Origin of the sequence: Anatilimnocola floriformis, assembly GCF_024256385.1 — a bacterium.
Classification (GTDB): domain Bacteria; phylum Planctomycetota; class Planctomycetia; order Pirellulales; family Pirellulaceae; genus Anatilimnocola; species Anatilimnocola floriformis.
On sequence record NZ_JAMLFW010000001.1, the window covers coordinates 1,549,776 to 1,563,376 of the forward strand.

A 13,601-nucleotide genomic window follows, 5' to 3' on the forward strand; every position below is an offset into this window, starting at 1 on the left:
TTTTGAGTTTTGAGACAGGAACGTTTTCAATCTGCGATTTGCAATCTGACATCTGCAATTCCTCAGTGCCGGTTCATGACGGCGAGTCGTTTGCTTAAGTAAGTTGCTAGGACCGCATCCATGTGATCGCTGGTACGAACGAGGGCGTAGTCGCAGGCGGCTTTGGCGCATTCCCGGCGGACTTCGTCGAGAAAGGCTTGCAGCGCGGCGAGGTAACCTTCGCGGAGAGCTCGCGGATTGCAGTTCAAAAAGTCGTCGCTCTCGAGGCCGTCGAAACGCATCGGGCCGTTGAACGGAAAGTCGAGTTCGTCATCGTCCATCACATGGAAAACCAGAACGTCGTGCCCACGCTGCCGCAGCATCCGCAGACCTTTGATCAAACCAGGCCGATCGGCGAGCAGGTCGGAAACGAGCACCACCATGCCGCGCCGCGGCAAGGTTTCGGCTGCGGCCCGCAGCACGGCATACATGTCGGTCTTATCAGTTTGCGGCTGGGCGCCCAGGGCGGCGGTGATCGACAGAATGTGATTGTGCTGCGAACGATTCGGCACGGTCATGCGGACGCGATCGTCGAACGTGACGCAGCCGACAGAATCCTGCTGCCGCAGAATGAGATAGCCAAGCGTGGCAGCGAGCGTCGCCGCATATTCGAACTTGTTAAACACGCCGTTGCCGTAGGTCATGCTCTTCGAGATATCGACGAGCAGGTTGCAGCGGAGGTTTGTTTCTTCTTCAAACTGCTTAATGTAGAGACGGTCTTGCCGCGCCCAGACTTTCCAGTCGACGTGGCGGAGATCGTCGCCGATCACGTATTCGCGATGCTGCAGAAACTCGACCGATTGCCCAAAGTAAGGACTGCGGTGCATACCCGAAAGAAATCCTTCGACGATGTGCCGCGCCCGTACTTCCAACCGAGAGATCCGCTTGATCGCCTCAGGATGCAAATATTTTTTTGAATCGGGCATCGTTGGTCAGTTCGTCTTCTTTCGTGGGCGTCACCGAAACCAGCTTGTCGATGATGTTGTCGGCCGAAATGCCATCGCTCTGAGCGGCGAAGTTCACCGTCAAGCGATGTCGCAACACCGGCTTGGCCAGCGCGGCAATGTCGTCGGTCGTCACATGCGTCCGGCCTCGCAACAGTGCACGAGCTTTGCCGCCGAGAATCAAAAATTGCACGGCACGCGGTCCAGCGCCCCAGCCGAGTTGATCGTTGACGAAATCAGGAATGCCCGCGCTTCCCACACGTGTTTGTCGCACGAGTGAAAGTGCATAACGAATGACGTGATCGCTGGCCGGCACCTCGCGTACGACTTTCTGCAACGCGATGATCTCATCACCCGAGAGCACCGGCTGAATGCGATCGATCTGAATCGCCGTGGTTCGCCGCGCGACTTCGAACTCTTCCATGAAGCTCGGATAGTGGACGAAGACCTTGAACATGAAGCGGTCCTGCTGCGCTTCGGGCAGCGGGTACGTTCCTTCTTGTTCGATCGGGTTTTGCGTCGCGAGCACAAAGAACGGATCGGTAAGCGGATGCCGCGTGCGGCCGACCGTCACCTGGCGTTCTTGCATCGCTTCGAGGAGCGCAGCCTGCGTCTTCGGCGGTGTGCGGTTGATTTCGTCCGCCAGGATCATGTTCGAGAACAACGGCCCTTCGAGGAAGCGGCGTTCGCGAGCACCGGTCGAGCGGTTCTCTTCGATGATGTCGGTGCCGGTGATATCGGCCGGCATCAAGTCGGGTGTGAACTGCACGCGGCTGAACGTGAGGTTCAGCGAGCGAGCCAGCGTGCTGATGAGCAGCGTCTTGGCGAGACCGGGAACACCTTCGAGCAGGCAGTGACCGCGAGCGAAAAGGGAGATCAACAGTTCGTCGATCACCGCGGTCTGGCCGACGATGACTTGCGATAGCTGTTCGACGATCTTGTCGCGCGCTTCGCTCAAACGGCGGATCGCCGTGGCATCGGCCGCAGTAACACCGGCGGCCGCGGTTTGGTCAGCACTCATGGAATCTGGCTATCCGTAATAAGGGCAGGCTGATGTCGGTCGGGAGCAGGTCGTCGGCAGCCGCAGGCGAGAGAGGGCGAGCGGTGCTGCTGATCTAAGCCTAATTCCCGGAATGTGTTGTGGAAGTTTGCTGGGAGGAGATTACCGGTTATGCAGGTGGTTGGAGTGTGGGATTTGCCGGGACATACCCTGTCCCTGGGTTAGTGTAGCCGGATCGCCCGAAAGTTCATCCTAATTTAACACGTTTACCGATTGCGCGGTTCCGCGTTGTGGCCGGTGCCGGGCGATTATCGTTTCGCGCCAAAGCGGAAGCCGCCGTTGAGGTCGATGACCTGACCGGTGATGAAGTCGGCCGCGGGAGAGGCGAGAAAAGTGACGGCTGCGGCGACATCGGCGGGGGTTCCCCAGCGCTCGCGCAGAGATTCTAGTTTGGCCCGCTCCTGCCAGTAGTCGGAGCTCTGCTCGCCCCAAGCCGTACGGATCCAGCCGAGCGCGAGGCAATTCACGCGCACTTGCGGAGCCAGGGATTGAGCCAAGCTTCGCGTGAACGCGATCACGGCGCCTTTGATCGTGCCGAACATTTCGCCGGCGTCGCCGGCCATGCCTCGCTCGGCCTGATCCCAGCCGATGTTGAGAATCGAGCCGCTGCCGCGCTCGCGCATTCGTGGTCCGAGCAAACGAGATAAAGTCACGCAGCCGAGCACATCGACCTGCCACAGCTGCGCGAGTTTCTTTTCAAACGACCATTTCGCGGCATCGCCGGTCAGCACATCCGCGCCGGCGTTGTTCACCAGCAAATCGAGCTTTCCCTGCCACTGCCAGGCCGCGGCGGCAAGCTTTTCGATCGCTGCCGCATCGGCGAGATCGGCCTTAAGAATCGAAGCTTTTAGACCTAGTTGTTGGATTTCCGCGGCTAACTTTTCCAGCGATTCGAGATTGCGACATCCATGAACAATGACATCCGCGCCAGCCGTTGCCAAAGACAGCGCGATTGCTCGGCCGATGCCGCCGCTTGCGCCGGTGACGAGGGCTGTCTGGCCAGAAAGGTCAAGGGACGTCATAGCAGGCGACTTGTTTGCCATTGCGAATGAGCAGGCGGTTGCCGGCCAGGCAGAGGTTGTTCCAGGTGATTCCGGGGAGCGCTTCAATCTTGCCGAGCTCGCGGAATTTCTTGGGGTCGGCAGCGACGAGCATCAGTTCACCGTCCTCGCCCAACACCAGCAGTTTGTCTCCCGCCCCCAGCATCTGTCCATGGCCATAACGCCCGCCGCGCCATTTTTGTTTGCCGGTTTCCAAATCAACGCATTCCAAAATGCCATCGCTCAATGCATAAGCAAAACCATCGATCACTACCGCGTTGGTGAACTTGGTCTTGAGCACGCGGCGACTTTCCCAAATCGGCTCGGCCGAGCAACTCCCTTCCTCGCACTTGATTTGCAGCAGCGCGCCACCCGTGCCGTAGCTCTTGCTCACCAGCACGCGATCGCCCGGCAGCCGAATGCTCTGCGAGCAATTAGCATCGACGTTGCTGTGGCTGGGCCAATCGTGCTGCCACAATTCTTTGCCAGACGTCACGTCGTAGCCGGCGACTTTTTTCTCACTGACATACAATATCTGCTCTTCGCCGCCGAGCGTGGCGAGCACGGGAGACGCATAACTAACCTGATCATTGCCGGCTTCCCAGGCAACTTCGCCGGTTCGCTTGTGATAGGCAATCAGCGTACGCACGTTGCTGCCTTTGCCGCCTGCGGGAACGATCAGCAGGTCGCCGACAATGAGAGGCGAACCCGCTCGACCCCATTTCACCGCGGCTTCGCTGAGCGATTGCGACAGGCCGTAGCGCTCCAGTAAATCATCCTGCCAGACGAGTTTTCCCGTCGCGCCGTCGATACAACGCACCAGCCCGGTCGCTCCTTGCGCGAAGACCAGGCCGCCATCGATGACCGGGGTCGAGCGCGGGCCGAGTCCACCGATGGTCTCTTCGTGACGACCCGGCGCGGAGTGGTGCCACATCAGCTCACCATCCGCGAGCGAATAGCACGTGACCCATTCGTCGCTGCCGCGCTGTTCGAGCGTCACCGCAAAGCCATTGCGGCAAGCGAATCCAGACCAACCAGGACCGATGTCGCGCCGCCAGATTTCCTTCGGCGGCGAGTCGTTCCAATCGTCCGCTAGTTTAGCGTCGGGCAAATAATTGGTCCGCTGCGGACCCAGGAACTGCGGAAAGTCGTTCGCCGTTTCGGTACGCAGATCAACGGTCGGCACTGCGGGAACAGCAGCGGCCGTTCCTTCCTTTTCCGCGCCTGCTGGCTGGGGCGCTTTCGCGGCAACCGGTTTGCCCGCGAGGGCAGCTTCATGCGCTCGACGCCAGCGAGGAACGAACGTCGGCTTCATGTAGCCATCGACGCCTTCGTAACGAAACGTGGCCACGCCGATGATCGGCAGCAGCAGCGGAATGATGAAGCCAATACGCCGCGCCTGGAACGAAAAGCCGCTGAACCAGCAAAACCAAACGTACAAACTGAAAGCAGCGATGCCGCACGAAAAGACAGTGCCGACATTGATGACCGCGCCGTCGAAAAAAGGAATCGTTTCGCCGATGGCAGTGGCGTCGAGTTGCAGGTAAATGGCCAGGGCCGTGAAGGACGCGGCAATCCCGCCGGCAATCAGTAGCGAGCGTCGCGGACGCCTGCTCGCGATCGGCGGAATGGTTGAATTGGAAGCAACGGACATCGGACGATTCCTGGCAAACGCGGGACCCAAGTTCCCAGCGGCATCCCGCCTGGTATGTTTCAACCGCAACGGTCGAGGCAGGATAACAGGCGGCTATTTCTTCGCTTCCATCCGCCGATACGCTTCCGCGGCGAGGTTCTTCACCTTGCTGCGATCGGATTTAATTCCCGTCGTTGGATCATCCAAAGGCGCCTCGGCCAGCTTCTTGAGTGCGGCGATAATCGGCGCCTTATCGGCTTGCGGATTTTGCTCGGTCAGCGTCACTGCGCCTTGAATGCCGGCCACGAGAACGGCGACGCGCTTGCGATCTTTGTCGGCGGCGTAGCGTTCGTCTTTGTCCGCATGAGGATTCACGGGCGAGAGCATTTCCTTCAGCACACGTAGCGCCGTTTCGTCACCTTGGCGACAAAGGCCCGTTGCCGCGTTGTAGCGAGCGGCCGCATAGCCGTCGCTGAGCATGATCGTCAGCCGCCGTTTGGCTTCTTCGCCGCCGATTACGCCGAGCGTGAAGGCAGCCACCGCTCGCACTTCGGACCGCGGACGGTACTCGCTTTCTTTGTCGGCAGGTCGCGACGTGGCAGTGTCGTCAGTCGAGCGCGAGGCCTCGAGGACGGCTTGCACCACTTTTTCATCTTTCCGCAATACTGCAGGCCCCACGTTTCGCGCGAGCGTGGCGAGACCTTCGAGGGCGGCCAGTCGGACTTCGACTTCCATGGGATCGTGTTCTTCGTTCGCGAGCTTGGCCAACAACGGCGCGGCATCAGGAATCGTGAAAGCCCCCAGCGCGCGGCAGAGAAACATCCGGCGTTCGATGCGGGCGCGATCCCCTTTGTCGCCACCACCTTTGAGCGGTTGCTTCAGATCGGCTTCGACGAGCGAAACGAGTTCGGACACGAGTTTGTCATCGCGGCGGAGTTCGTCGTACCGCGGATCAGGGCTGCGGAGGAGCTCAGCGAGCGTGTAGGCGCTTTGCCAGCTCACATCGGTGCCGCGGCAGAGTTCGTCAACTAGTTTCTTGGGATCGTCACGCCCCGCCTGCGCGAGCCAACTAAACGACAGCCAGAGGAGCACAACGATCGAGACAATGGCCACCGGAATGAGGAACAGCTGCATGATGAACGCGCCGGTGGGCGCTTCTACCGGTGGCAGATGCGGCTCGTAGGGGCGTTTGGCTTCGACCGGCTTCGGGTCAGCAGCATCGGGCGAAGACATGCAAAGAACTCCAGCACAAACTCCGGGATCACAGCCATTTACAACGAGCGTCCCTTCAGTTTAGGCTCGCAGGCAGTTTTCTTGTAGGGGCCCATTGATCCAATGCAACTGCTCGATCTAACCTTGCCAACCGCGGCCGAGAACCTGGCCCTCGACGAAGCGCTGCTGGAATCGGTCGACGACCAGCCCGGCGCTGCCGAATTGCTGCGGGTGTGGGAATGCCCGCAATGGGCCGTGGTGCTGGGACGATCGGGAAAAGTGGCCGAAGAGGTGTTTGAGTCGCGTGCGGGTGACGTGCCGATCTTGCGACGTACTTCGGGCGGTGGCACGGTGCTACTCGGGCCGGGCTGTTTGATGTATTCGCTGCGGCTGAGTTACGAGCGTCGGCCTCATTTGCGGGCGCTCGATCAGGCTCATCATGAGGTTCTTACCACCCTCGCCGCCGCGCTGAACCGCAAACTGCCGGACGCGAATGTTCGCCCACGCGGCACCAGCGACCTGGCCATCGGCGAACGAAAATTTTCCGGCAACAGCCTTCGCTGCAAACGGAATTTTTTGCTCTATCACGGCACGCTGCTGTATGACTTTGACCTGAGTCGCATCGAATCTTTGTTGCGACCGCCGCCACGGCAACCGGAGTATCGCGAGGAGCGACCGCACCGTGATTTTGTGATGAACCTGGCGTTGTCGGCGGGCGAACTGCGACAAGCCTTGATCGCGGCCTGGCAGGCGAATGAAATCCTTCAAGATTGGCCGCGGGAATTGACCGAGCGCTTGCTGCGGGAACGGTACGAGCAGCCGGCGTGGAACTTCGAGCGGTGATCGCCTATATTTGCCCCTTTCCACTCGTCTCCCGAACTATTAGACGCACCATGAGCGACGCCATCGATCTGAAGAGCTTCATTCGCGACATTCCCGATTTTCCCAAGCCGGGCATCATGTTTCGCGACATCACGCCGCTGCTCGCAGCGCCGGCGGCCTTTCGTTCGGCGATCGAAACGCTGGCCAAGAAGTTTGCCTCTGAGCGCATCGATGTAATCGTCGCCGCCGAAGCGCGCGGTTTCATTTTCGCGGCCCCGCTCGCGGTCGCCCTGGGCGCCGGCTTCGTGCCGATCCGCAAGCCGGGAAAGCTGCCGTTCAATCGGCATACGTTCAACTACGACCTCGAGTACGGCAGCGATACGCTGGAAATGCACGTCGATGGTCTGCAAGCCGGCCAACGCGTTCTCGTAATCGATGACCTGCTCGCCACCGGCGGAACGGTTCGCGCTTGTGCCCAGCTCGTGGAAAAGTGCGGCGGCACGATCGTCGCCTGTGCGTTCGCAATCGAACTACTCGCGCTGAACGGCCGGAAGATCATCGAGCCGTACGATGTGTACAGCTTGGTGCAGTACTAGTTAGCTCTGCGCGTGGGTTACCGCGCGCAATTCGCTATGACGTTTTGAGAGAGTGCTTCGGCGAACACGGCAACAGCGCGTTCCCTTGGCGATCGAAAAAGCCTTCTTGGAAGACTTGAATCAGGCCGTCCGAATCTGCAGCAATTTGACCGCAAATCTGCTCGCAAATTCTGGCCAGCCGCCTGTTCGCTCTGCTTAGTGGCAGCGGAGTAATCGTCGTCAATTGCACCGATTGCCGAACGTGGGCGATGACATGCTCGACATGGGGGCCGCCCCATGCAATCAGCTGCGACTCCCAAATGCTTCCCTTGCAGGGGTACTCTTCGTCATCTGCAAAAATTCGCCGCACCAATACGATCGGAGTTGCGTCTATGAGCAGGCGCAACCGGCCATCGGCCGTGTGGAAATCATGAGTTAGCCCAGCGACTCTTGGCTGAATGCATTGCACAATCGCGGCCGGGTTCGGCACGGAAATTTGCTTGCCATGAACGGCATACCACGAGCGAAGTTTCACGTGGCTGTCTCCAAATACAATTTTGCTCGCCCTGTTTCTAGGACTCGGCCGAACGGGAAAGCAGTAGTCGGATCAGTTCGCCGCACGCGGCAACGATCTTCTCAAACGATCCCGGCGCCACGACCGCGATCGATTCCTGATACAAACCGCGACCGTAGGTTTCCTGCGGTACAACATACGACGGCCCCCAGCCATCGACCAACGTCAACACGATGATCGGCGTGCCCGGAAATCGGCTGCGCAGCTCCGTTTGCAACTGGCTGTAGAGTTCGCCGCGCACGCCGAGCCAGATGGCATCGCCGAGTCGCCAGGCGTGAATGACGTACGGATACTGCCCTGGCGGCAACTCATCCATACGCCGCAGCATCCGCGTTTGCCGCTCAATTAACGCATGAGCGTCGCGAGCCGTTGCGTCGTCGCCAGCAGCGATGGCGGCTTCTTTGCGTTGGATCTGCTGCTCAAGAATCGCAGATGCTTCCGCGCGCGATGGCCGATCCTGGCGATACTCGAGTTGCAGAACTTCCTGCCGTAGGCCGCTTGCTCGCAATTGCTCGAGTCGCTCCGTTCGCTGCTCATGCTCCCAAACTCCTAGTGTCGCGCCAGAAACCTTCGGACCGCGATAGACCAGGCTCGACAATGGCGGCGGCATGGCAGTGAGCGTTTCGAGAGCCGCGTAGCCGAGTTGCTTACCATTGCGATCGGCGACGGCGGGATCGCCAACAAAGCCATCGCGGGGCCCGAGCTCGGCGGAGGCTCCTTGCAAAAAGATGCAGGGCGGTGGCGACTCTCCAACGGCTGTTGTTTCTCGCTCGATAACTTCCCGTAGCGCGCCGAGGTAGTCAGGGCTGATGAGTTGATTGTCCCAGGCGAGCGTCGTGGGATGGCAAGCGTAGTTGACGATCGTGGCCAGCAGTCGGTCATGTTCCGTAACGCTGGTAATGCGAGCGACCAGCAGCGTGTCATCGGCGGGCACGCTTGGATTGAAGCCGCAGACAAACTGTTTTCGTTCCTCATCCCAAAAGTCGCGATTCGTCGCGAGGGAACAGCGGCCATAGCGGTACGTGATCGTTGCCATGGTCAGATTGAACATGGCTTCATTCACCAGGTCCGCGCACTTGCCAGCCAAGTCGCGCAGATACGGCTCGATCAATTCGCCCCCGGGCAACTCAGCGCGATCGAGGCTCATCAATCCCGCGCCGTGGGTATGCGTGAAGGTGATGAGAAGCTGATGCAGCGGTTCTCGCGCGCGACTGAGAATCGTTTCGCGCAGCAGTTTGATTTCGGTTTCGCCGAAGAGACAATGATCGAGCGAAAGAATGACGAGCGGTTGGGGTTCGTCGTCGCTGGCTTGCTTGGTTGGCAACAGGAAGAGCGCTGTCGCCGTCAGCGGCCGATGAATGCCGGCAGCACGGTCGTGAGTCGCCGCGCCCCACATGCGGTGATAAATGCCGACCGGCGGCGTGATGTCGCAACGAGCCACGCCGACGGTGAGCAGTGACTGGGGAGTTTCGTGAATCATCCCCAGAGGATACACAAGCCTGAATCGCAAGCGAAGGAGCGTTTGCGATTCCTTCACTTGCCCTTCAGGCTTGCGAATTTACGACTAATCCCAGCTAAGCGTCGAAGCGCTTTGGTATTCCGTCACGCGGGTCTCGAAGAAGTTCTTTTCCTTCGAAAGGTCGATCGTCTCGCTCATCCACGGGAACGGGTTGCTGCTGCCGTATTGCACCGGCAGGCCGATCCGCTCCAAGCGGCGATCGGCGATGAACTGCACGTAGTCGCGGAATGAATCGGCGTTGAGGCCGAGAATGCCGCGCGGCAGCACATCGCGAGCGTAGGCGATTTCGAGTTCGACGGCAGCGCGAATGCGAGTGATCATCGCTTGCTGGAACTCGGGCGTCCAGAGTTGCGGATTCTCGTTGCGGATGCCGTTGATCAGGTCGATGCCGAAATTGAGGTGGATCGTTTCGTCGCGCAGGATGTATTGGAACTGCTCGCCGATGCCGGTCATCAAGTTGCGGCGATGGAACGAGAGTACCATCACAAAGCCGGTGTAGAAGAAGATCCCTTCCATGATCAGGTAATACCCGATCAGGTTCTTCAAAAAGGCTTGGGCACCTTCGAAGGTGTCGGTCGTGAAACCTTCCTGGAGGATTTCGTTCGTCAGTTCCATTTCGAAATCGTCTTTGGCGGCGATCGCGGGAACCTCGTGATACATGTTGAAGACTTCGCCTTCGTTCAAGCCGAGGCTCTCGACGACGTACAGGAACGTGTGCGTGTGCACGGCTTCTTCAAAGGCTTGCCGGAGCAGGTATTGCCGGCACTCGGCGTTGGTGACGTGCCGGAAAATCGCCAGCACCAGGTTGTTGCCAACGAGGCTTTCGGCTGTGGCGAAAAAGCCGAGGTTGCGAAGAATCACGCGGCGTTCATCGGCAGTCAGCTTGCTCGAACGCCAGGTTTCGATGTCTTTATTCATCGCCACTTCGGTGGGCATCCAGTGATTGGCGCAGGCATTGACGTAATGCTCCCAGGCCCAGCTGTACTTCAGCGGCATCAATTGATTGACGTCGACCTGATGGCAGTTGATGAGCCGCTTTTCGCGAGCATCGATGCGGGATGGAGGATTGGCGATCGTGTTATTGAAATCAACTTGATTGGCGGTGGTCATGAGTTTTGCTTTGAAGATTTTGAATTTCAGATTGTCGCCACCGGCTGAAGCCGGTGGCTAAGACGCATCCTTTCGCGGAGCGAAAGGGGACAGAGTTTACTGGCAAGCTTCGCAGGTGGGATCGTTGATCAAGCATGCCTTCGGTTCGCTGGCGAGCGGCTCGCGAGTGACTTCGACATCGCTCGACGAGCTCTTGTTCTTCATCCACTTGGGCTGAATACCGAAGCGGTTGACGTCCAGCGTCGACTTCTCGACCTGCGTTGCGGCGAGCGTGCGGAGGTAATAAGTCGTCTTCAAGCCCTTCGACCAGGCGAGCAAGTACATGTCGTGCAACTTGCGGCCGCTTGGTTCGGCGAGGTAAAGATTGAGCGACTGACCTTGGTCGATCCACTTCTGGCGGCGGGCGGCGCATTCGATGAGCCATTGCGGTTCAATTTCGAACGACGTGAAGAACCGCCGGCGCAGATCGAGCGGAATGCGACCGATGTTCTGCAGCGAGCCGTCGTAGTACTTCAGCTCTTCCAACATCTGCGCGTCCCACAGGCCGCGGCGTTTCAGTTCGCTGACGAGAACTTCGTTCACCTGCGTGAACTCACCGGACAGGTTGCTCTTCACATAGAGGAGCTTGTATTCCGGTTCGATCGATTGCGTCACACCGATCAGCGTCGAGATCGTCGCCGTCGGGGCGATGGCGAGTACATTGCTGTTCCGCATGCCGTGCTTTGCGATCAGGTCACGAACCGGTTGCCAATCGAGTTTGCAGCTGCGATCGACGGGAATCGCTTCGCCGCGCTCTTGCTCCAACACATCGACGGTGTCGATCGGCAACAAACCGCGATCCCACTTCGAGCCGGCGTAGGTCGGATACGAACCGCGTTCGGCAGCAAGTTCAGCCGAGGCTTGCAGGGCGAAGTACGAAATCGCTTCCATGCTTTCGTCAGCAAAAGCGACGGCGGCTTCGCTCGCGTAGCACAGGCCCTGCGCGTGCAATGCATCTTGAAAGCCCATGATTCCCAGGCCGATCGGCCGATGACGCCGATTCGAGCGTTCGGCTTCGGGCGTGGGATAGTAGTTGATGTCGATCACGTTATCGAGCATCCGCACCGCGGTCTTCACCGTGATCGCGAGCTTGTCGAGATCGAGCTTTCCGTCACGAACGTGTTCGCCGAGGTTGACGCTGCCGAGATTGCAAACGGCAGTTTCTTCGGGCGACGTGTTGAGCAAAATCTCGGTGCAGAGATTGCTGCTATGCACCACGCCGACGTGATCCTGCGGCGAGCGGACGTTCGACGGATCCTTGAACGTGATCCACGGGTGGCCCGTTTCGAACAGCCGCGTCAGCATCTTCCGCCACAGATCGGCGGCAGGAATGCGGCGGAAGAGTTGCACTTCGCCGCTGTCGGCCATCCGTTCGTATTCTTCGTAGCGTTCTTCGAAAGCCCGTCCGAATAGATCGTGCAGATCGCTCACTTCATCAGGGCTGAAGAGAGTCCACTCGGCGTTTTGCTTGACCCGCTTGAGGAACAGATCGGGAATCCAGTTCGCCGTGTGCATGTCGTGCGTACGGCGGCGATCGTCGCCGGTGTTCTTGCGCAGATCGAGGAATTCCTCGATATCGAGATGCCATGTTTCGAGATACGAACAAACGGCGCCCTTCCGCTTGCCGCCTTGATTCACGGCGACGGCAGCGTCGTTGACGACTTTGAGGAACGGAATCACGCCCTGGCTCTTGCCGTTCGTGCCGCTGATGTGGGCGTTCGTCGCCCGCACGTTCGTCCAGTCGTTGCCAAGACCGCCGGCCCATTTCGAAAGCATCGCGTTGTCGCTGACGGCTTTGAAAATGTGAGCCAGGTCGTCCTTCACCGTGCTGAGGTAGCACGAGCTGAGCTGCGGATGCGGCGTGCCTGAGTTAAACAGCGTCGGCGTAGCCGAAGTGAAATGGAACTGCGACAGCGTTTCATAGAATTGAATCGCCCGCTCTTCGCGGTTGGCTTCCTGCAGCGCCAAGCCCATCGCAACTCGCATCCAGAAGTACTGCGGCGTTTCGATCCGGCGGCCATCGATGTGCAGCAAGTAGCGATCGTAAATCGCTTGCGCACCGAGATAGCGGAACTGGCCATCGCGCTCCGGCTTCATCGCAGCGGCGAGCTTCGTGAGATCGAACTCACGCAGTTCCGTCGACAACCGACCAGCACGAATGCCGTCGATGATGTAGTGCTCGAACTGATTTTCATGGATCCGCGCCAGCGACTTCGGATCGGGGGTTTCGCCGAAGGCTTCGCGATAGATGACGTTGAGCGTCAAACGCGAAGCAACCACGTCGAAGGCCGGATCGCGTTCGATACGCGAACGGGCCGCCAGGATCTGCGCGCGATAAACTTCTGCCACGCTAATGCCGTCGAAAACCGAACGCATGACTTCTTCGAGCAAGTCATCGACGCTGACGAGGTCTTCCAGGCCGCGGGCCGCTTCGGCCAGACGCTTGCGAGCACGGCGCGGATCGAAGGGAACTCGCGTGCCGTCGTCGAGAACGACATGAATGGAGGGCGTTGGTTCGACGAGGGGCTCATCGATCCGCAGGGCGCGAATCTTGGCATGTTCGGCGCGATACAGGATGTAACAACGGGCCACGCGATAGTGACCGCGGTTCATCAATTCCATTTCGACGAGGTCTTGAATGCGCTCGACATCGACGCCGTTCCCTTGACCAGCCAGGGGAGCCACATCGTCGGCCACCGCTCGCGCGACACCGGCGATGTCTTCCAGCACGTCGCTTTCCAGCGGCTGACCGTCGGCCAAGCGCAGTTCGGCGCGAAAGGCATTGGCGATGGCGTTTTGGATTCGGCCCAGATCGAAGGGAATGACGCGAGCATCACGTTTGCGAACCAACCACTCATGCGGCGCGAGCAACATTCAAAGACTCCTCCGCTTCTCGATTCTGCGAATGAGAAGCAATGCGCGACCCACGCCGAATTCAAGGTGGTGGCGGCAGAGGTGATGGGTGCGCGCACGGGCTCACCAGGCATGAGCAGGCGCGCGGAAATACCATCGAGCGATGCGGCTGACTTTTCAA

At 59.4% G+C, this 13,601-nt stretch carries 10 protein-coding genes; 2 read left to right on the plus strand and 8 right to left on the minus strand.

Annotated elements, in window-relative coordinates; translation table 11 throughout:
* Positions 1–62 precede the first annotated feature (62 nt).
* The 5 genes from M9Q49_RS06480 to M9Q49_RS06500 all read right to left on the minus strand — a co-directional run bounded on the left by M9Q49_RS06480 (position 63) and on the right by M9Q49_RS06500 (position 5,949).
* Complete coding sequence (locus M9Q49_RS06480) at positions 63–965, minus strand: DUF58 domain-containing protein (protein WP_254507896.1); 903 nt, start codon at positions 963–965, stop codon at positions 63–65.
* Positions 934–2,004 (minus strand): AAA family ATPase, encoded by a 1,071-nt coding sequence (locus M9Q49_RS06485; RefSeq protein ID WP_254507897.1) that lies wholly within the window; start codon positions 2,002–2,004, stop codon positions 934–936. The genes M9Q49_RS06480 and M9Q49_RS06485 overlap by 32 nt, the downstream gene beginning before the upstream one ends.
* Before the next feature lie 287 nt (positions 2,005–2,291).
* Positions 2,292–3,065: an SDR family NAD(P)-dependent oxidoreductase gene (locus M9Q49_RS06490; RefSeq protein WP_254507898.1), complete on the minus strand. Its 774-nt coding sequence runs from the start codon at positions 3,063–3,065 to the stop codon at positions 2,292–2,294.
* Positions 3,052–4,737 (minus strand): PQQ-binding-like beta-propeller repeat protein, encoded by a 1,686-nt coding sequence (locus tag M9Q49_RS06495; protein ID WP_254507899.1) that lies wholly within the window; start codon positions 4,735–4,737, stop codon positions 3,052–3,054. Before M9Q49_RS06495 ends, M9Q49_RS06490 begins: the two co-directional genes overlap by 14 nt.
* A gap of 93 nt (positions 4,738–4,830) precedes the next feature.
* Positions 4,831–5,949: a HEAT repeat domain-containing protein gene (locus M9Q49_RS06500; RefSeq protein WP_254507900.1), complete on the minus strand. Its 1,119-nt coding sequence runs from the start codon at positions 5,947–5,949 to the stop codon at positions 4,831–4,833.
* A 102-nt stretch (positions 5,950–6,051) separates the two neighbouring features.
* Here M9Q49_RS06500 and M9Q49_RS06505 point away from each other — a divergent pair, with 102 nt between their 5' ends.
* Positions 6,052–6,771 carry a lipoate--protein ligase family protein gene (locus M9Q49_RS06505; protein WP_254507901.1) on the plus strand — a complete coding sequence of 240 codons (720 nt, stop codon included), beginning with the start codon at positions 6,052–6,054 and terminating at the stop codon, positions 6,769–6,771.
* Positions 6,772–6,821: 50 nt separating this feature from the next.
* Entirely contained in the window at positions 6,822–7,346 is a 525-nt protein-coding gene (locus tag M9Q49_RS06510; RefSeq protein WP_261365025.1) for an adenine phosphoribosyltransferase, read from the plus strand.
* 551 nt (positions 7,347–7,897) lie between these two features.
* Here the strand turns inward: M9Q49_RS06510 and M9Q49_RS06515 are convergent.
* From M9Q49_RS06515 to M9Q49_RS06525, 3 genes are all read right to left on the minus strand, one after another.
* Positions 7,898–9,379 carry a hypothetical protein gene (locus M9Q49_RS06515; RefSeq protein WP_254507902.1) on the minus strand — a complete coding sequence of 494 codons (1,482 nt, stop codon included), beginning with the start codon at positions 9,377–9,379 and terminating at the stop codon, positions 7,898–7,900.
* A gap of 84 nt (positions 9,380–9,463) precedes the next feature.
* Entirely contained in the window at positions 9,464–10,528 is a 1,065-nt protein-coding gene (locus M9Q49_RS06520; RefSeq protein WP_254507903.1) for a ribonucleotide-diphosphate reductase subunit beta, read from the minus strand.
* Between the two features lie 96 nt (positions 10,529–10,624).
* Positions 10,625–13,441, minus strand: coding sequence for a ribonucleoside-diphosphate reductase subunit alpha (locus tag M9Q49_RS06525; RefSeq protein ID WP_254507904.1), 2,817 nt, complete (start codon positions 13,439–13,441; stop codon positions 10,625–10,627).
* Positions 13,442–13,601 lie beyond the last annotated feature (160 nt).